General features: G+C 51.8%; 17 protein-coding genes and 1 pseudogene. 5 read left to right on the top strand and 13 right to left on the bottom strand.

Features of this window, described 5'->3' with window-relative positions:
* The first annotated feature begins 7 nt into the window (after positions 1-7).
* The 3 genes from nifJ (at position 8) to BM007_RS23510 (ending at position 5,297) form a co-directional block, all read left to right on the top strand.
* Positions 8-3,532 carry a pyruvate:ferredoxin (flavodoxin) oxidoreductase gene (gene nifJ / locus BM007_RS00615; RefSeq protein ID WP_090416740.1) on the top strand — a complete coding sequence of 1,175 codons (3,525 nt, stop codon included), beginning with the start codon at positions 8-10 and terminating at the stop codon, positions 3,530-3,532.
* Between the two features lie 383 nt (positions 3,533-3,915).
* Positions 3,916-5,025, top strand: a complete 1,110-nt coding sequence (gene ompC / locus BM007_RS00610) for a porin OmpC (protein ID WP_090416739.1) — start codon at positions 3,916-3,918, stop codon at positions 5,023-5,025.
* 146 nt (positions 5,026-5,171) lie between these two features.
* Positions 5,172-5,297 (top strand): hypothetical protein, encoded by a 126-nt coding sequence (locus tag BM007_RS23510; protein ID WP_268987792.1) that lies wholly within the window; start codon positions 5,172-5,174, stop codon positions 5,295-5,297.
* Between the two features lie 64 nt (positions 5,298-5,361).
* Here the strand turns inward: BM007_RS23510 and BM007_RS23320 are convergent, their stop codons facing one another.
* The 9 genes from BM007_RS23320 to BM007_RS00570 all read right to left on the bottom strand — a co-directional run bounded on the left by BM007_RS23320 (position 5,362) and on the right by BM007_RS00570 (position 11,195).
* A complete protein-coding gene (locus BM007_RS23320) occupies positions 5,362-5,439 on the bottom strand; it encodes a hypothetical protein (RefSeq protein WP_223239581.1) in 78 nt (25 codons plus the stop codon).
* A 68-nt stretch (positions 5,440-5,507) separates the two neighbouring features.
* On the bottom strand, positions 5,508-5,930 hold the full coding sequence (locus BM007_RS00605) for a GFA family protein (protein WP_032647497.1): 423 nt from the start codon (positions 5,928-5,930) through the stop codon (positions 5,508-5,510).
* Between the two features lie 3 nt (positions 5,931-5,933).
* Positions 5,934-6,131 carry a hypothetical protein gene (locus tag BM007_RS00600; protein ID WP_023312007.1) on the bottom strand — a complete coding sequence of 66 codons (198 nt, stop codon included), beginning with the start codon at positions 6,129-6,131 and terminating at the stop codon, positions 5,934-5,936.
* A 90-nt stretch (positions 6,132-6,221) separates the two neighbouring features.
* On the bottom strand, positions 6,222-7,253 hold the full coding sequence (locus BM007_RS00595) for a methyltransferase (protein WP_090416737.1): 1,032 nt from the start codon (positions 7,251-7,253) through the stop codon (positions 6,222-6,224).
* A gap of 258 nt (positions 7,254-7,511) precedes the next feature.
* Positions 7,512-7,961, bottom strand: coding sequence for a hypothetical protein (locus BM007_RS00590; protein ID WP_090416736.1), 450 nt, complete (start codon positions 7,959-7,961; stop codon positions 7,512-7,514).
* A 153-nt stretch (positions 7,962-8,114) separates the two neighbouring features.
* Complete coding sequence (locus tag BM007_RS00585; protein ID WP_024907226.1) at positions 8,115-8,555, bottom strand: VOC family protein; 441 nt, start codon at positions 8,553-8,555, stop codon at positions 8,115-8,117.
* A 72-nt stretch (positions 8,556-8,627) separates the two neighbouring features.
* Positions 8,628-8,972: a DUF1294 domain-containing protein gene (locus BM007_RS00580; RefSeq protein WP_048991959.1), complete on the bottom strand. Its 345-nt coding sequence runs from the start codon at positions 8,970-8,972 to the stop codon at positions 8,628-8,630.
* Positions 8,973-9,067: 95 nt separating this feature from the next.
* On the bottom strand, positions 9,068-10,591 hold the full coding sequence (locus BM007_RS00575; protein ID WP_090416734.1) for an EAL domain-containing protein: 1,524 nt from the start codon (positions 10,589-10,591) through the stop codon (positions 9,068-9,070).
* A gap of 283 nt (positions 10,592-10,874) precedes the next feature.
* A complete protein-coding gene (locus BM007_RS00570) occupies positions 10,875-11,195 on the bottom strand; it encodes a cupin domain-containing protein (RefSeq protein ID WP_090416733.1) in 321 nt (106 codons plus the stop codon).
* A gap of 141 nt (positions 11,196-11,336) precedes the next feature.
* Here BM007_RS00570 and BM007_RS23315 point away from each other — a divergent pair.
* Positions 11,337-11,405, top strand: a pseudogene (locus BM007_RS23315) (hypothetical protein); the annotation flags it as partial.
* Between the two features lie 35 nt (positions 11,406-11,440).
* Positions 11,441-12,376: a tRNA 2-thiocytidine(32) synthetase TtcA gene (gene ttcA, locus BM007_RS00565; RefSeq protein WP_061715008.1), complete on the top strand. Its 936-nt coding sequence runs from the start codon at positions 11,441-11,443 to the stop codon at positions 12,374-12,376.
* Positions 12,377-12,418: 42 nt separating this feature from the next.
* Here the strand turns inward: ttcA and dbpA are convergent, their stop codons facing one another.
* The 4 genes from dbpA to BM007_RS00545 form a co-directional block, all read right to left on the bottom strand.
* Positions 12,419-13,792 carry an ATP-dependent RNA helicase DbpA gene (dbpA, locus tag BM007_RS00560; RefSeq protein ID WP_090416731.1) on the bottom strand — a complete coding sequence of 458 codons (1,374 nt, stop codon included), beginning with the start codon at positions 13,790-13,792 and terminating at the stop codon, positions 12,419-12,421.
* Between the two features lie 27 nt (positions 13,793-13,819).
* Positions 13,820-13,993: a proline-rich small protein YnaL gene (locus BM007_RS23310; protein ID WP_316326207.1), complete on the bottom strand. Its 174-nt coding sequence runs from the start codon at positions 13,991-13,993 to the stop codon at positions 13,820-13,822.
* A 282-nt stretch (positions 13,994-14,275) separates the two neighbouring features.
* Positions 14,276-15,259, bottom strand: coding sequence for a zinc transporter ZntB (gene zntB / locus BM007_RS00550; RefSeq protein ID WP_024907164.1), 984 nt, complete (start codon positions 15,257-15,259; stop codon positions 14,276-14,278).
* A 155-nt stretch (positions 15,260-15,414) separates the two neighbouring features.
* The gene (locus BM007_RS00545) at positions 15,415-16,557 is read right to left on the bottom strand and encodes a methyl-accepting chemotaxis protein (RefSeq protein ID WP_071994460.1); all 1,143 of its coding nucleotides are present in this window, start codon (positions 16,555-16,557) and stop codon (positions 15,415-15,417) included.
* Positions 16,558-16,663: the final 106 nt, after the last annotated feature.

Here is a 16,663-nt window from a genome sequence, read left to right as displayed (position 1 = left end):
TTGTCCTATGCAAACTATTGACGGTAATGGTGCAGTTGCCTCAGTCGCGTTTCGCACCAGTGAAGTTATCGCCATCTACCCAATTACGCCAAGTTCTACCATGGCTGAGCAGGCGGATGCCTGGGCGGGTAACGGGTTAAAAAACGTCTGGGGCGATGTCCCGCGAGTGGTTGAAATGCAGTCGGAAGCCGGTGCGATTGCCACGGTGCACGGCGCGCTTCAGACCGGCGCGCTTTCCACGTCGTTTACCTCTTCTCAGGGATTGTTGTTAATGATCCCGACGCTGTACAAACTCGCCGGGCAACTGACCCCCTTCGTTCTGCACGTCGCGGCGCGTACCGTTGCCACCCACGCGCTCTCTATCTTTGGCGATCACTCTGACGTGATGGCCGTACGCCAGACCGGCTGCGCGATGCTGTGCGCCAGCAGCGTTCAGGAAGCTCAGGACTTTGCCTTAATTTCGCATATTGCCACGCTCAAAAGCCGCGTGCCGTTTATTCACTTCTTTGACGGTTTCCGCACCTCTCACGAAATCAACAAAATCGTCCCGCTGGCCGACGATACTATCCTGAATCTGCTTCCGCAGACGGACATCGACGCGCATCGCGCCCGGGCCCTTAACCCTGAACACCCGGTTATTCGCGGCACATCGGCGAACCCCGATACCTATTTCCAGTCCCGCGAGGCCACGAACCCGTGGTACAACGCGGTTTACGACCATGTTGAACAGGCGATGAATGACTTTGCCGCCGCGACCGGCCGGGAATACAAACCCTTTGAGTACTACGGCCATCCGCAGGCGGAACGGGTCATTGTGTTGATGGGCTCGGCCATTGGCACCTGCGAGGAAGTTGTTGATGAGCTGCTGACGCGCGGCGAAAAAGTTGGCGTGCTTAAAGTGCGTCTCTATCGCCCGTTCTCGGCGAAACATCTGCTCTCTGCGCTGCCGGAGACCGCGCGTACCGTTGCGGTGCTCGATCGCACCAAGGAGCCGGGCGCCCAGGCGGAACCGCTGTATCTGGATGTGATGACTGCCCTGGCCGAGGCCTTTAATCACGGCGAACGTGAAACGCTGCCGCGCGTGATCGGGGGTCGCTATGGGTTATCGTCCAAGGAGTTTGGTCCGGACTGCGTGCTGGCGGTATTCAACGAGCTCAGCGAAGCGAAGCCCAAGCCGCGCTTTACCGTCGGCATTTATGATGATGTGACGAATCTGTCCCTGTCGTTGCCGGAAAACACCCTGCCCTCAACCGCCAAACTTGAGGCGCTGTTCTATGGTCTGGGCAGCGACGGCAGCGTCTCCGCAACCAAAAACAACATCAAAATCATCGGTAACTCCACGCCGTGGTATGCCCAAGGGTACTTCGTCTATGACTCCAAGAAAGCCGGCGGTCTGACCGTTTCCCACCTGCGCGTGAGCGAACAGCCCATCCGCTCTGCGTATCTGATTTCTCAGGCTGATTTTGTTGGCTGTCACCAGCTGCAGTTTATCGATAAATACCAGATGGCCGAGCGCCTGAAGCCCGGCGGTATTTTCCTCCTGAATACGCCATACAGCGCGGACGAAGTCTGGGCGCGCCTGCCGCAGGAAGTGCAGGCGGTGCTGAACCAGAAAAAAGCCCGTTTCTATGTGGTTAACGCTGCAAAAATTGCCCGCGAATGTGGCCTTGCTGCACGTATTAATACCGTAATGCAGATGGCCTTCTTCCATCTGACCAATATCCTCCCGGGCGACAGCGCGCTGGTAGAACTGCAGGGTGCGATTGCTAAAAGCTATAGTAGCAAGGGCCAGGAGCTGGTCGAACGTAACTGGCAGGCGCTGGCGCTGGCGCGCGAGTCGCTGTTCGAAGTCCCGCTGCAGCCGGTCAATGCCGCAAGTCCGAACCGCCCTCCGGTCGTGTCCGATGCGGCGCCTGATTTCGTGAAGACCGTGACGGCGGCGATGCTGGCCGGGCTGGGTGATGCCCTGCCCGTCTCTGCGCTGCCGCCAGATGGCACCTGGCCGATGGGCACCACCCGCTGGGAAAAACGAAACATCGCCGAAGCGATCCCCATCTGGAAGGAAGAGCTGTGTACCCAGTGCAACCACTGCGTGGCGGCCTGCCCGCACTCTGCCATTCGTGCCAAGGTGGTTGCACCGGAAGAGATGGAAACTGCACCAGCCAGCCTGCATTCGCTGGATGTGAAATCTCGCGATATGCGCGGACAGAAATATGTTCTGCAGGTCGCGCCGGAAGACTGCACCGGCTGTAACCTCTGCGTCGAGGTCTGTCCGGCGAAAGACAGGCAGGATCCGGAGATCAAAGCCATCAATATGATGTCGCGTCTGGAGCACGTTGAAGAGGAGAAGGTCAATTATGACTTCTTCCTGAATCTGCCGGAAATCGATCGTAGCAAACTGGAACGCATTGATATTCGCACTTCACAGCTGATTACGCCGCTGTTTGAGTATTCCGGGGCCTGTTCCGGCTGTGGTGAGACGCCGTATATCAAGCTGCTTACTCAGCTGTACGGTGACCGCATGCTGATTGCCAACGCTACTGGCTGTTCGTCTATCTATGGCGGTAACCTGCCCTCCACACCGTACACTACTGACGGCAACGGTCGCGGTCCCGCGTGGGCAAACTCGCTGTTCGAGGATAACGCCGAATTCGGCCTGGGCTTCCGCCTGACCGTTGACCAGCACCGCGCACGCGTGATGCGCCTGCTGGAACAGTTTGCCGGGCAGATCCCTGCCGGGCTCAATGACGCGCTTCACGCGGACGCATCGCCTGAAGAACGTCGTGAGCAGGTTGCTGAGCTACGTCAGGCGCTTCAGGGCGTGGCGGGCGCTGAACAGCTGCTGACCGACGCAGACGCGCTGGTTGAAAAATCGATCTGGCTGATCGGCGGTGACGGCTGGGCTTACGATATCGGTTTTGGCGGACTGGATCACGTGTTGAGCCTGACCGAAAACGTCAATATCCTGGTTCTGGATACACAGTGTTATTCCAATACCGGTGGCCAGGCGTCGAAAGCCACACCGTTAGGCGCTGTGACGAAATTCGGTGAACACGGAAAACGCAAGGCGCGCAAAGATCTCGGTGTGAGCATGATGATGTACGGTCACGTTTACGTCGCGCAAATCTCGCTGGGTGCCCAGCTTAACCAGACGGTAAAAGCCATCCAGGAAGCGGAAGCGTATCCAGGCCCGTCGCTGATCATTGCCTACAGCCCTTGTGAAGAGCACGGCTACGACCTGGCACTCAGCCACGACCAGATGCGTCAGCTGACCGCGACCGGCTTCTGGCCGCTGTACCGGTTCGACCCGCGCCGTGCGGACGAAGGTAAGTTACCGCTGGCGCTGGATTCACGTCCGCCGTCAGATGCCCTGGCCGAGACGTTGATGCAGGAACAACGCTTCCGTCGCCTTAACGCGCAGCAGCCGGAAGTGGCCGAACAGCTCTGGAAAGACGCCGCGGCCGATCTGCAAAAACGTTATGATTTCCTGGCGCAGCTGGCGGGTAAAGCCGAAAAATCGACCAGCGACTAGTTTCTCAGCCCGGCGTGTCCGGGCTTTTTTTTGCCATAAAAAAGCCCGGACACGCCGGGCGGATCCAGATAATCAATAAATATCTATTTAGTTTCCTAAATATTATTCACGCGAATTATGGATAAATAATCTTAAAGGCATATAACGCCGCCAAGAATAGCTTAACTAATGCCTGATTAATAATTTTAATTTATTATGTTTTGCATTAATACATTCATCAAACAGATGACCATTACCATTGATTTATTCGGTTTAGATTTTACTTAGTTCGTAACAATTATAATTTATTACTCTTACACAGGAGTGATTTAGCATGAGACAACTTTCTCACTTGGGAAGTTCAACAGGTAATTAAATAAAAACAACTGCAAAGGAATATCACAATGCAAAGAAAAGTACTGGCCCTGATGATTCCGGCTCTGTTAATGGCTGGCGCAACTCATGCAGCAGAGATTTATAATAAAGACGGCAACAAATTAGATCTGTACGGAAAAGTAGATGGTCTGCACTATTTCTCCGATGATAAAGGCGCTGACGGGGATCAAACCTATATGCGTCTGGGCTTCAAAGGCGAAACCCAGATCAACGACATGATGACCGGCTACGCACAGTGGGAATACAACATTCAGGCCAATAACACCGAAGGGTCTGATAACCAGTCCTGGACGCGTCTGGCCTTCGTTGGTGTGAAGGTGGGCGACTACGGTTCCTTTGATTACGGTCGTAACTATGGCGTGCTGTACGACGTTGAAGGCTGGACCGATATGCTGCCTGAGTTCGGCGGTGACTCCTACACTAAAGCCGACAACTTCATGACCGGCCGTGCCAACGGCGTGGCCACCTACCGTAACACCGATTTCTATGGTCTGGTGCAGGGTCTGAATTTTGCGCTGCAGTATCAGGGCAAAAATGAAGACGCCAGCAACAATCAGGAAGGTACCAACAACGGTCGCGACACGCGTCACGAGAACGGCGACGGCTTCGGTATCTCTACTACCTATGACTTCGGCATGGGCATTACTGCGGGTGCAGCCTACACCTCTTCTGACCGTACCAACGAGCAGGTGATGCATACCACAGCGGGCGGCGACAAAGCGGATGCATGGACTGCGGGCCTGAAATATGACGCCAATAACATCTATCTGGCGGCAATGTATTCTGAAACCCGCAATATGACGCCGTACGGTGATAACACCGACGCCGTGGCGAACAAAACCCAGAACTTCGAAGTGACCGCGCAGTACCAGTTCGACTTCGGCCTGCGTCCGACCCTTTCATACCTCCAGTCTAAAGGTAAGGATCTGGGCAACGGTCAGGGCGATCAGGATCTGGTTAAATACGCTGACGTAGGCGCGACCTACTACTTCAATAAAAACATGTCCACCTACGTTGATTACAAAATTAACCTGCTGGATGAAGATGACAGCTTCTATAAAAACAACGGCATCGGCACGGATGATGTCGTCGCGTTAGGTCTGGTTTACCAGTTCTGATTGCCAGAGCCCGCATTATGATGCGGGCTCGATTTTTTTGAAGTCAGTCACAAAAGACAGTTTCAGAAAAGGGTTGGTTGAAGGTAAGTTGAAAGAAAACGGGTTAAACTCAGGTGATAGCCCTTTCGTCACTAAGGATAACAGCGTTGTTTGGTCGTGTATCCCTTGCCGTACTTGCCCTTTTAGCCGTGCTGTGGATGGCGTTAATTTTTGATTTTGCTGATATTGTCGGGCACCTCGGCGCTGTGTTAACCCACCTTGATGGCGGTTAACAGGGTTTCCTGGAAAATAAAAAGCCACCAGCAGTGCCAGTGGCGGATAAACGCACAGGTCGCGTTATTTTTTCACCGGTTGAGGCTTTTTATCACCTGATTCAGGTGCCTCTCGCGGATCGTCTTTTTCAACACAGAGCATAGTCTCTCCTGTTTCAGATAACCACCCTCCACTATAGCCAGGCTGATTAAAGAATGGCCAGGCGGCAATTACGCCTCAACTGTCCCTTTCTTGCGAAAAGAGAGATAGCCAAACACCCCGCTGTCTCCATCCGAGGGATGGTTTACCCCGTCCATTACCTTCACCTCAGAGAAATCGAACGGTGAGACGTTTTCAAAGCAGGCAACATTCACGCCGTATTCGTTTGGATTGGAACGCCGCTGATGGAACGTGTAGATCCCGCACACCGAGCAGAAGAAGTGCCGTGCCGTTCCCGTGTTAAAACGGTACTCCGTGAGCTTATCCTCACCTTTTGTCACGGTAATCCCTGACAGCGGCGCAGAGACGACGACCGCACCCCGCATGCGACAAAAAGAACAGCTGCAGCGCCGCGCGGTATTCAGGCCATCCGTGAGCGCAACGGTAAAGGCCACCGCACCGCAATGGCACTGCGCATTACGACATTCAGCCATAGGCTATACCCCTTTTCTCACCAGCTCGGCGGCTTTCACGAAAACCTCGTCTTCTACACCATCGCCTTTTTGCCTGCCTAGCCTGACCAGCTCATCGACAATACTGTTGCGATGGATCGGTTTCTGCGCTGAAACCAGCCCAATAACGGCGGCCCCAATCGCCAGCCCCACTAATCCGGTTTGTTCATCTTTGTTTTTCATATTCATGCTCCTGGTACAACAGACAAGCGTAGCAGGAATACGGTAAAACGGAATGCCGGACATATGCTCTGTGAATGTTATTTAAACAGCTCAGACAGGTACGACTTCTAAAATCGACAGATACGAACGGGTGTCTATTATTTTGTTCAACTTCAGATTGCTCTGTTCAAACAAGGCATGATACTCAGACACTGTTCGTGCCCGTCCACCATCAAAGCTTGTTAACAGAAGAAGGTCAATTTCAAATCGTCCCTGCTCATTATTTTCTTTTTTAATAAGCGGCTCAAAAATTAATAGCCGGGAGCTTTCTTTCATAGCCTTTCTGCAGCATTGAAGGATCTGACTGGCCTTCCCATCAGGCCAGTCCATCAAAATATATTTAAGCAGGTAAATGTCCGCTACAGGACAGGCTTCAAAAAAGCTCCCCTCAACGGTCTTCCATCGACGATTATCCTTTAACAGGTGCAGTCGATTCCGCTCAAGCACGTCTTTTTGATCGAAGAGGATCCCCGTTAAGGTCGGATTTCGACGTAAAACGGCCAACAATAAGTTACCCAGCCCACCGGCGATATCGGCAACGACTGCGTTTTGAGGGAACGAATAGCTATCTGCGATGACTTCATTCTCTACGGATGACATAGAGGCCATACCCGCATGAAAAATGTTGCTGTCAGTCATCGTGTCATCATGCTGCCAGTAGTCGTAAAAAGGCTTGCCAAACAAATCATTAAAAACAGGTTTGCCTTGCAATATTTCATCCATTTTAGCCGCTGGCTGCCAGAATGTTGGGTCTGTCAGCATGAGCACCGCCGCACGCAAGGAAAATTCATGCTCAGAACAGAGGAATTGTGCTGAATGGCTAAGACTGTATTCAGCTTCAGATAATTCGTTGAACACCCCGCGAGAGGACAATACGCGCATGATCCGATGAAGATAGTCGCCATCGACATTAAGCTCATCCGCCAGTTGCGTAACGGATTTTTTTCCTTCAACCAGACGATCTGCGACCCCTAATACCGCGACCGCCCGAAGTGCTGCCTGCCAGACAAAACCCATGCTTTGCTCTAACAGACACATTCCCTCTTTACGGCTTAGTAAATCCAGACTATTACGTTGCGACATATTCTGCTCCTTACCAGTAAAGATGTGCTGAACAACTAAAACGCCGCTAGCAAGCGTAAGTCTGGTAGTGAGCTTTATCCATAATGTCAGAAAGGATTATTTGTGCGGTTTCGTACCGTTTAGCATACAGTCCATTTCAATACGTAAAAAAACAGGGCCACTTACTCCTTATTTTGATTAATAACACCACGACACTATTATTTCATAAATGATTACCATGATAGAAGTAATACCTGTCGCGAGACAGACATTTCATCGTTAGAATCTCGGTGCCAGCCCGTATTTTGGCGTTTTGATATTTGCCGCCCAAATTTTGATATCGTTTTGCAGGAGAATAGTGAAATCAGATTTCAAATGCGTCACCATGCCATTGACGCTGTCCGCATCCACCACTGAAAAATGTTCAATTCTGTTCTGCCCTATCTGAACACAATCATATTTGGCGGGCAGGATTTTACCATTCACATTTAGCGGAAGGTTATTATCACCACAAAGGCCTTCAGTAATATATGACACCAGCAAGTTAGCGGATTTTCGCCCTGGCTGAGAAACACTCACCATGACGGGAAAGCCTTCCGAGGTTTGTGTCATATCATAAAGGACCGCATTTTTGATATACCAGGTATTATATTCCCGTTCCTGAAAAGCAGACCAGGAAGGCGCAGAAAAGACAGACAGCACTGCCAGTATAATAGAATTTATTTTCATGGGATGTTGTCTTCCTTGTTGTTGCACGTATTATTCAGATTGTGCAAAAAACAGCAACCACTTAAGAATAGTCCTACTACTATTGGCAGTGATGGAGGATTAATTAACGACGTGCGATGCGCCCCATTTCTTCGTTCCGGACGTTTACCCGCGTTATTTATCCCGATTCATCGTTCGAATCGCTTCCAGACCGACGCGCTGTCCAAATGACAGCTCTAACGTATTGCCATCGGGATCGGCAAAAAAGACATAGTAGCCGACGGGATCGCCTACGTTCTCAGGCGCTTTCCTTAGCACGCCTTCAGCGGTGGCCATCGCGGTTTTTCTGTCAATTTCTTCGCGGGTCGCGCAGGCAATACCCAGATGCCCGAAGCTACCCAGCGGCGTATCGGTCACGGTATCGGCCTGTACAAGAACCAGTGCAAAAGGACGAGTATGGTCGCTAAGCCATGCCACTTTTCTTGCATCAGGCATATCGGGTTCACGCAAATGAATGACCTCCATACCGGCATAGCGACGATAGAAGGCAATACTCTTTTCCAGGTCTCTGACCATAAACGCGACATGAGTGAAACCTACATCAATCTCTTTCATTTTAAGATGTTACTCCCTTATCAACGTGGTGCTGGCATCTTAAAAGCTCAAGTTAACTTGATGTCAATACGTTCATAAAGAAGAAACAGGAGAGAAATGGTAAAGCACCGCCATCATGCCGATGCTGACCACGACGCTCAAGAAAAAGTAGGTTTTGAAGGGCTGCTTTTGGGTTTTATGGCGAAAAAGCTGCTGGCCCACAATGGCGCCAGGCCAACCTCCTGTCACGCCAAATACCAGCAATGTAGCTTCCGGTACCCTGCGCATCCCTTTACGCGCCGCCATTTTATCAGCGCCATACAGAGCCAACGTCAGCACATTGATCAGCAGAAACCACATCACCACAGGATTCGAGGCCAGAAAGCTACCGATTGCAGCAAAGATCAGGAGTAAGTAACAAAAGCGATTGAGGGTCATAGCACAAGCCACCGGGTTGTTGAGCGGTTTTGGAAGAGGGAGTATACGCTATCTTAGAAATGTTTCAGGCTGAAACGCTGATTGCGGGTTAAACCTCATTCCACCCTCACTTTAACTTTTGGCTTCGACAAGAGAACTTTGAGCAGCTCCTTGAAAGGAAGAGGTTTATAGAAGAAAAAACCCTGTAAAAAACGGATATGATTGCGCGTGAGGTAATCAAGCTGCTCTTCTGTTTCAACACCTTCCGCCACGATACTAATTGAAAGTTTTTTTGCCAACTCCAGCACCGAATCCAGGATCAACGTTGAATCCTCGTTCGCGTTAACCCTGGCAACAAAGCTTTGGTCGATTTTAATGTAATCAATATGCAGCGCTTGCAGATAGGATAGACCTGAGTATCCCGTACCAAAGTCATCCAGGGCAATAGCAAATCCGTTGTTATGCAGCTCATTCAGCGTCTTAACGAGATGTTCATCGATGTGGAGCGGTTCGCGCTCGGTCACCTCAACGACAAGATTAAGATCCTGTTGAATAAAACTGTGTTTGTAGTGGAGGCACTCTTCAACAAAGGTGGACGCAACGATATGAGAAGCGCTGAAGTTCATTCCTACGTGAAACCCTTCTGGCAGCAACGTTGAAATAGAATTCATCTGCTTTGCAACCTGTCTCATTAAACTTTGAGTTAACGGAATAATTAACCCTGATTTTTCAGCGAGAGGAATAAAGGACGCGGGAGAAATAAACCCCGATTGCGGATGCTTCCATCTGGCCAGCACTTCTACGCCACGCAAGGTGCCCTCTTTTCCGCTCACGACGGGTTGGTAATAGGGAATAATTTCATTTCTGTAGATGGCAGTACGCAGAGATTCCTCAGGCGAAATATCCTTAGAGAGATAACGCTGCAAAAGATAAGCAGGAAGAGAGGAAATGAGCAACAGAAATAACAACACCCCACCGGCCTGGTCGAATAATCTCGTCAGGCTAAAAAGAGGCGGAGCGTTAAATTGAATCGCGAAAGGAAAATCAGCATCTTTTACCGTCAGTACATCTTTGTTCGAATGGGCTGCCGTCAACACATCGCCTGATTGGCCTAAGATACGATCGCCGACGTTCAGTGAATATCCCACGCCGCGTAATGGCATATTCAGCGCATCCCGGATATGGCTGTCACTGATGCTCACCATGATTCGGCTTCCGGCATGGTTTGTCTGGTATAAGAGAACCGGCAGGCCGTTGACCGTACTTTTCGCGGGAACGAGTAGTAATGCTGCTTCAGGCAGCGCCGAGCCGTTAACCAACAACACGCGGTTTCCCGGTAAGGAGGAGCACCAGACCGCATCTTTTTTCAGAATAACGATCGTTCTCAGATGTGGTTGTAATGCCGCTTCAGTGCCGAGCCGATACTGTCCTTCAGCATCACACTCATTCTCAGCAAGCTGCATTGCAATCTGGGTCGCATGACGAGCTTCTTTAAGAATGACATTCATGTTCCGCACGACATAGTGCGCCCCTGCAAAGCTGTCAGCCCGTGCAGAATACCAAACCTGTAAATTGATAATAAAAACGCCCAGCAAAAATATTGCCGTGGCTGCAGCTACGGGGATAGATGCATGGCGCATTTAGGGTTCTCGATTAGAGTGAGGTAACCGCTTCAGCGATGCTGAAGTGATTGAATTGTCATCGTCTTAATCATGGTAGATAACATAATAATTACCATGTCAGGCGTCGAAAATTTTCATTCAGACCCGAATATTTGGTCTGCTCCCATGGCGCAATAAACGACATCATCAAGGGGAAAGATAAAAGGCCACCGAATGGCAGCCCTGCTGATACGTTTTCATTAATTTCAGGTAGACTGAGAGCCAGATCAAAACGACACCCTGACACTTCATCGCAAGCCGCTTAAAGCGAGGCCACTTCCGTTTCTGGTAAATCAATGATAACCAGTGTGCCAAAACTGCCTGTTTCGACAGTATGGGGAGTGCCAGCTTTGGCTACATAAAGTTGTCCAGACGTCACAGAGATTTTTTTACCCTTCACGCTCAGCTCCAGACGCCCATCAATGACCAGTAACCCCTCGTCATACTCATGAACCTCTTCAATCACTGAGCGTTCATCCATGCGTAAAACTTTGAGATTCGCAGTTCCAATACGGCCTAATACATGAGAGTGCCAGGCCTCCGGTAATGCAAGTGCTTCGGTTTTGAGGTCATAAAGCGACATAACGTCATTCCTTTTGATGTTCGTTTAACGCTCTTATGCCATACAAGTTTCCTCCCGTCATAGAACAAATATGGAAAACCAGGACGAGTAATGTGCTATAGGAGGCCTTGAAACCACAGCGCACGCTGACAGTGTTGCAACGCCAGATATAACCTCGCTGCAAAACGTGCTGGTATTCGCCGCCGGAATCCGTACCATACGCGGCATACAATTTTTGCCCCTGCTGGCTCCGAAGGTAGTACTCAATGCAAGAAAATCAAGAGATTAACAAAAAAGAACAATACAACCTGAATAAACTGCAAAAGCGACTGCGCCGTAACGTGGGCGAAGCCATTGCAGACTTCAACATGATTGAAGAAGGCGATCGCATCATGGTTTGCCTGTCAGGGGGTAAAGACAGCTACACCATGCTGGAGATCCTGCGTAATCTTCAGCAAAGTGCGCCGGTGAAATTTTCCCTGGTGGCGGTCAACCTTGATCAGAAGCAGCCGGGTTTCCCGGAGCACATTCTGCCGGAATACCTCGAGAAGCTGGGCGTTGAGTACAAAATCGTCGAAGAAAATACCTACGGTATTGTGAAAGAGAAAATCCCGGAAGGGAAAACTACCTGCTCTCTGTGCTCTCGCCTGCGCCGCGGCATTCTGTATCGTACCGCGACGGAGCTGGGCGCGACCAAAATTGCGCTGGGCCATCACCGCGACGATATCCTGCAAACGCTGTTCCTCAATATGTTCTACGGTGGCAAAATGAAAGGCATGCCGCCTAAACTGATGAGCGATGACGGTAAACACATTGTGATCCGCCCGCTTGCCTACTGTCGTGAAAAAGACATTGAGCGTTTTTCTCAGGCTAAAGGGTTCCCGATCATTCCATGTAACCTTTGCGGCTCTCAGCCGAACCTGCAGCGTCAGGTGATTGGCGATATGCTGCGCGACTGGGATAAGCGTTATCCGGGTCGTATCGAAACTATGTTCAGCGCGATGCAGAACGTTGTCCCTTCCCATCTCGCGGATGTGGAACTGTTCGACTTCAAAGGCATCAACCATGACTCAGACGTGGTGAATGGCGGCGATCTGGCGTTTGACCGGGAAGATATTCCCATGCAGCCAGCCGGCTGGCAGCCGGAAGAAGATGACAATCAGTTTGAAGAGTTGCGTCTGAACGTGCTTGAAGTGAAGTAAGCGATTAGCGTCTCAGAAACATCTTCTGAGACGCTTGATGCTTTATTTCAGCAGACGTACGCGACAGGTTTTACCCTTAATTTTCCCGTTCTGCAGCTGCTTCCATGCCTTATGGGCCACCGCCTGGCGAACCGCTACGTAAACATGCGCCGGATGAACCGCAATCTTACCGATATCCGCTCCGTCCAGTCCCACATCTCCGGTCAGCGCGCCTAATACGTCACCTGGACGCATCTTGGCTTTTTTACCGCCATCAATGCAAAGCGTCGCCATTTCGGCTTCCAGCGGCACCAGGCTGACGCCAGCAGGGGCATTCATCCAGTTCAGCTTCATCTGCAGCATCTCAGAGAGAATATTGGCGCGCTGCGCCTCTTCCGGTGCGCAGAGGCTGATCGCCAGACCGCTGTTTCCTGCACGTGCGGTACGGCCAATACGGTGCACGTGCACTTCAGGATCCCACGCCAGCTCAAAGTTCACCACCAGCTCAAGGGATTTAATATCCAGACCGCGCGCAGCGACGTCGGTTGCGACAAGAACACGGGCGCTGCCGTTAGCGAAACGGACCAGCGTCTGATCGCGATCGCGCTGTTCCAGATCGCCATGCAGCGACAGTGCGCTCTGCCCGGCGGCATTGAGGGTATCACAGACCGACTGACAGTCTTTTTTGGTATTACAGAACACCACGCAGGAGGCCGGCTGATGCTGGCTCAGCAACTTCTGCAGGAGCGGAATTTTCCCCTGCTGCGAGGTTTCAAAGAACTGCTGTTCGATAGCGGGCAGCGCATCTACACTGTCGATTTCAATGGTGAGTGGATTTTTCTGCACGCGGCCACTGATGGCGGCGATAGCGTCCGGCCAGGTTGCGGAGAACAGCAGCGTCTGGCGATCGGCAGGTGCGAAACGGATCACCTCGTCAATCGCATCGCTGAAGCCCATATCCAGCATCCTGTCTGCCTCATCCATCACCAGAGTTTGTAACGCATCCAGCGAGACGGTGCCTTTTTGCAGATGATCGAGCAGGCGGCCAGGCGTGGCGACAATAATGTGCGGCGCATGCTGGAGTGAATCACGCTGCGCGCCGAACGGCTGTCCGCCGCAGAGGGTTAAAATCTTGGTATTGGGCAGGAAACGCGCCAGGCGACGCAGTTCACCCGCAACCTGGTCTGCCAGTTCGCGGGTCGGGCACAGCACCAGAGACTGGGTCTGAAAAAGCGCCGCATCGATATGCTGCAACAGGCCGAGGCCGAATGCCGCCGTTTTCCCGCTGCCCGTTTTCGCCTGTACGCGCACGTCACGGCCCTCGAGGATGGCAGGCAACGCGGCCGCCTGAACAGGCGTCATCGTGAGGTATCCCAGCTCGTTGAGGTTATCGAGCTGGGCAGCGGGCAAAACATTCAGGGTAGAAAAAGCGGTCACAATAGTCTCTCGTGGTCATCTTTGCAGTCAGATGGCGCGTATCCTCGCAGATCTCGCGGTTCGATGCGACAATTTAATCGGTTCTTCATCGGGCGGCGGGTCGGGCATCGGCTGCGGGCGCGGGATGGGATCGGGCATGGGCACCGGATCGCTGGGGATAGGATCGGATTGACGCGATTGTTGCAGTAGCAGAGCGTTCAGGATGCTCATCATTCCCTCCATAATTTACTGTCGTCCCTTTTAGGGTAGACGTTGAGAATCAGGAGGCAAAAAAAAGCCGACTATGAAGTCGGCGTCGTACGAATCAATTGTGCTATGCAGTAATTCAAAAAAGGAAGTAAGACAATATGGAGCGCAACGCCCATCGCTTGACGTTGCATTCACCTGCGGGAGTAATATTGCACCTTACGGGGTAGATGTTTATTGACTTCGCTCAATTAAAAGAGCGTTTTGATCCCGGTAAAAGCTGGAAAAAGCGTAAATTTACAGCCATTTACTACGATGCAACCACCATGCAACACCGCCTATCAAAACAACTAACATGACGCAAAACGCGGTAAAACCATAGCGATAGGCATTGCCCGGGATACCGCCCAGGTTTACGCCAAACAGCCCGGTAAGAAACGTGCTGGGCAAAAAGACCATCGCCATCAGGGACATCGTGTAGGTTCTTCTCGCCAGCGACTCCTGCATCACCTGCGCGATCTCGTCCGCCATCACCGCCGTTCTGGCAATACAGGAATCAATCTCGTCCAGCCCGCGCCCCAGCCTGTCGGCAATATCCTGCATTCTGCGTCGCTGATCGTCATTCATCCAGGCGAGTCTTTCGCTGGCCAGACGCGCGTACACGTCGCGCTGCGGCGTCATATAGCGGCGCATCACAATTAGCTGCTTACGCAACAGGGCCAGAAAACCGCGCGGCGGGATCTGCTGATCGAGCAGGTTATCTTCCAGGTCGATGATTTTGTCGTGCAGTTCTTCGATAAATTCGCTCGCGTGATCGGTAAGCGCGTCACAGACGTCCACCAGCCAGCTGCCGCAGTCGATCGGCCCGGTGCCCTCTTTCAGATCGTTTACGATGTCATCCAGCGCCAGGACTTTACGCTGTCGGGTGGAGACAATCAGTCCATCGTCCATATAGACCCGCATCGCAACCAGCTGATCCGGACGTTCATCCGTGCTGCCGTTAATGCAGCGCAGGGTGATCAGCGTACCGTCCCCCATTCGGCTCACGCGCGGCCGCAGGCTTTCACCCGCCAGCGCATCGCGCACGTTATTTGGCAAGAGCGGGGTCGAGGCCAGCCAGTCAGCGCTGTCCGGGTGGGTATAGTTCAGATGTAGCCAGCAGGGATGCGCACTGTCGATCACATCATTATCTTCCAGCGGTCGCGCACCGCCGCGGCCGTCCAGCACCCACGCAAAAACTGCGTCAGGAACGTTAAGTTCAGATCCTTTAATGCTTTCCACAGCGCCTCCACCTTTTTAGCTCTTTTGGTGTCAGTCTAGCTTCCATCAGGGGTTAAGCAACAACTATGTCTCCCATCGCGCTGATATCGCTCAGGAAATGTACATACTGGCCAGAGGCATAAAAAAAGCCTGGCATGCCAGGCTTTGAGATTCAGTCAGAGTGAGTGCTCTGGCCGCTGGAGGAAGGATGGCGAGCCGCCTGGTAATGAGGAAGAAGAGCCTTGGTCAAGTCTGAAATTACGCGTGCGGGCCTGCAGCTCAATGACCTGATTGCGCAGTACATCAGAGGAACCGTTGAGTTCCTCAGCCATCGCCACGTTGCTTTGCGTGACCCGCTCCAGCTCCGAAAGCGCCAGCGTGATCTGAGAAATGCCTTTTTCCTGCTCTGATGTCGACGCGGAAATATCGTCCATTAAGCGACTGACATTCCCCGAGCCCGTCACGATTTCATGCATATTCTTCTCTGCCTGCGACACAACGGTAGCGCCCTGCGTGACGTTACTGCTGGTGACTTCAATCAGCGCTTTGATATTCTTCGCGGCCTCTGCGCTGCGGTGTGCCAGGTTTCTTACCTCTTCCGCAACGACAGAAAAACCTTTTCCATGATCGCCTGCCCTTGCCGCCTCAACGGCCGCGTTGAGCGCCAGAATATTGGTCTGGAACGCAATGCCGTCAATCAACGAAATAATCTCCGTCATCTGCTGGGCGCATTCGGTAATGGACTGCATATTGTTGGCGACCTGCCCCATCAGCTCCCCGCCCTTGCGCGCCTGCAGCGTCGCCACATTAGCCTGTTCGCTCGCAAGGCGGGTGTTATCGGCATTGTTTTTGGTACTCGCCGCCATTTGCTCCATGCTGGCTGCGGTTTGCACTAAAGACGCAGACTGCTGCTCGGTTTTCACCGAAAGCTGAGCGCTACGTGCCGAGAGTTGATCCGATAAGGTCATCGCGGTCTGCGACGACGCCCTGATCTCGCGCACCAGCGTCGCAATGTTGCCGGAGAGGCTGTTTATCCCCGGGATGAGTCGGCCGGCACAGTTATTGCCAAATTCAGGGATAGAGACACCAAGATTACCTGCTGTCACCTCTTCAATACTCTTCTTCACCGTATTGATCGGCGTCACAAGATACTTCGTCATATAGACCCAGAGCAAAAATAGCGCAATGAAGTTGATGACATTAAGCGAAATAAAGAGAGAAGGATTGCTGGAAAATAGAACAACGACACCTGCATTCACCAAAAAAAGAGATAAAAGGAACCCAATAATAAAGGTCCTGACACTAATATTTTTTAGCATGATAATACCCACGTTTTATATTTTGGTCGGCATTAAGACTTATAGCATTGGCTCAGACGTTTTTCCTCGCAAACTTCACGGGTTTGTTTTTTCGCCGTTAGCATCC

It is taken from the genome of Enterobacter sp. NFIX59 (genome assembly GCF_900113755.1).
Taxonomy (GTDB): Bacteria; Pseudomonadota; Gammaproteobacteria; order Enterobacterales; family Enterobacteriaceae; genus Enterobacter; species Enterobacter pseudoroggenkampii.
The sequence above is the reverse complement of the archived record's forward strand: the minus strand, read 5'-3'. Positions and strand labels throughout refer to the sequence as shown.

Excerpts from the sequence above, each read along its gene's own strand:
- BM007_RS00595 (WP_090416737.1), bottom strand. The coding sequence starts at position 7,253 with ATGTCGCAACGTAATAGTCTGGATTTACTAAGCCGTAAAGAGGGAATG.
- BM007_RS00585 (WP_024907226.1), bottom strand. The coding sequence starts at position 8,555 with ATGAAAGAGATTGATGTAGGTTTCACTCATGTCGCGTTTATGGTCAGA.
- BM007_RS00575 (WP_090416734.1), bottom strand. The coding sequence starts at position 10,591 with ATGCGCCATGCATCTATCCCCGTAGCTGCAGCCACGGCAATATTTTTG.
- BM007_RS00590 (WP_090416736.1), bottom strand. The coding sequence starts at position 7,961 with ATGAAAATAAATTCTATTATACTGGCAGTGCTGTCTGTCTTTTCTGCG.
- nifJ (WP_090416740.1), top strand. The coding sequence starts at position 8 with ATGCAAACTATTGACGGTAATGGTGCAGTTGCCTCAGTCGCGTTTCGC.
- BM007_RS00580 (WP_048991959.1), bottom strand. The coding sequence starts at position 8,972 with ATGACCCTCAATCGCTTTTGTTACTTACTCCTGATCTTTGCTGCAATC.
- ttcA (WP_061715008.1), top strand. The coding sequence starts at position 11,441 with ATGCAAGAAAATCAAGAGATTAACAAAAAAGAACAATACAACCTGAAT.
- BM007_RS00545 (WP_071994460.1), bottom strand. The coding sequence starts at position 16,557 with ATGCTAAAAAATATTAGTGTCAGGACCTTTATTATTGGGTTCCTTTTA.
- BM007_RS00605 (WP_032647497.1), bottom strand. The coding sequence starts at position 5,930 with ATGGCTGAATGTCGTAATGCGCAGTGCCATTGCGGTGCGGTGGCCTTT.
- ompC (WP_090416739.1), top strand. The coding sequence starts at position 3,916 with ATGCAAAGAAAAGTACTGGCCCTGATGATTCCGGCTCTGTTAATGGCT.
- BM007_RS23320 (WP_223239581.1), bottom strand. The coding sequence starts at position 5,439 with ATGCTCTGTGTTGAAAAAGACGATCCGCGAGAGGCACCTGAATCAGGT.
- BM007_RS00570 (WP_090416733.1), bottom strand. The coding sequence starts at position 11,195 with ATGTCGCTTTATGACCTCAAAACCGAAGCACTTGCATTACCGGAGGCC.
- BM007_RS00600 (WP_023312007.1), bottom strand. The coding sequence starts at position 6,131 with ATGAAAAACAAAGATGAACAAACCGGATTAGTGGGGCTGGCGATTGGG.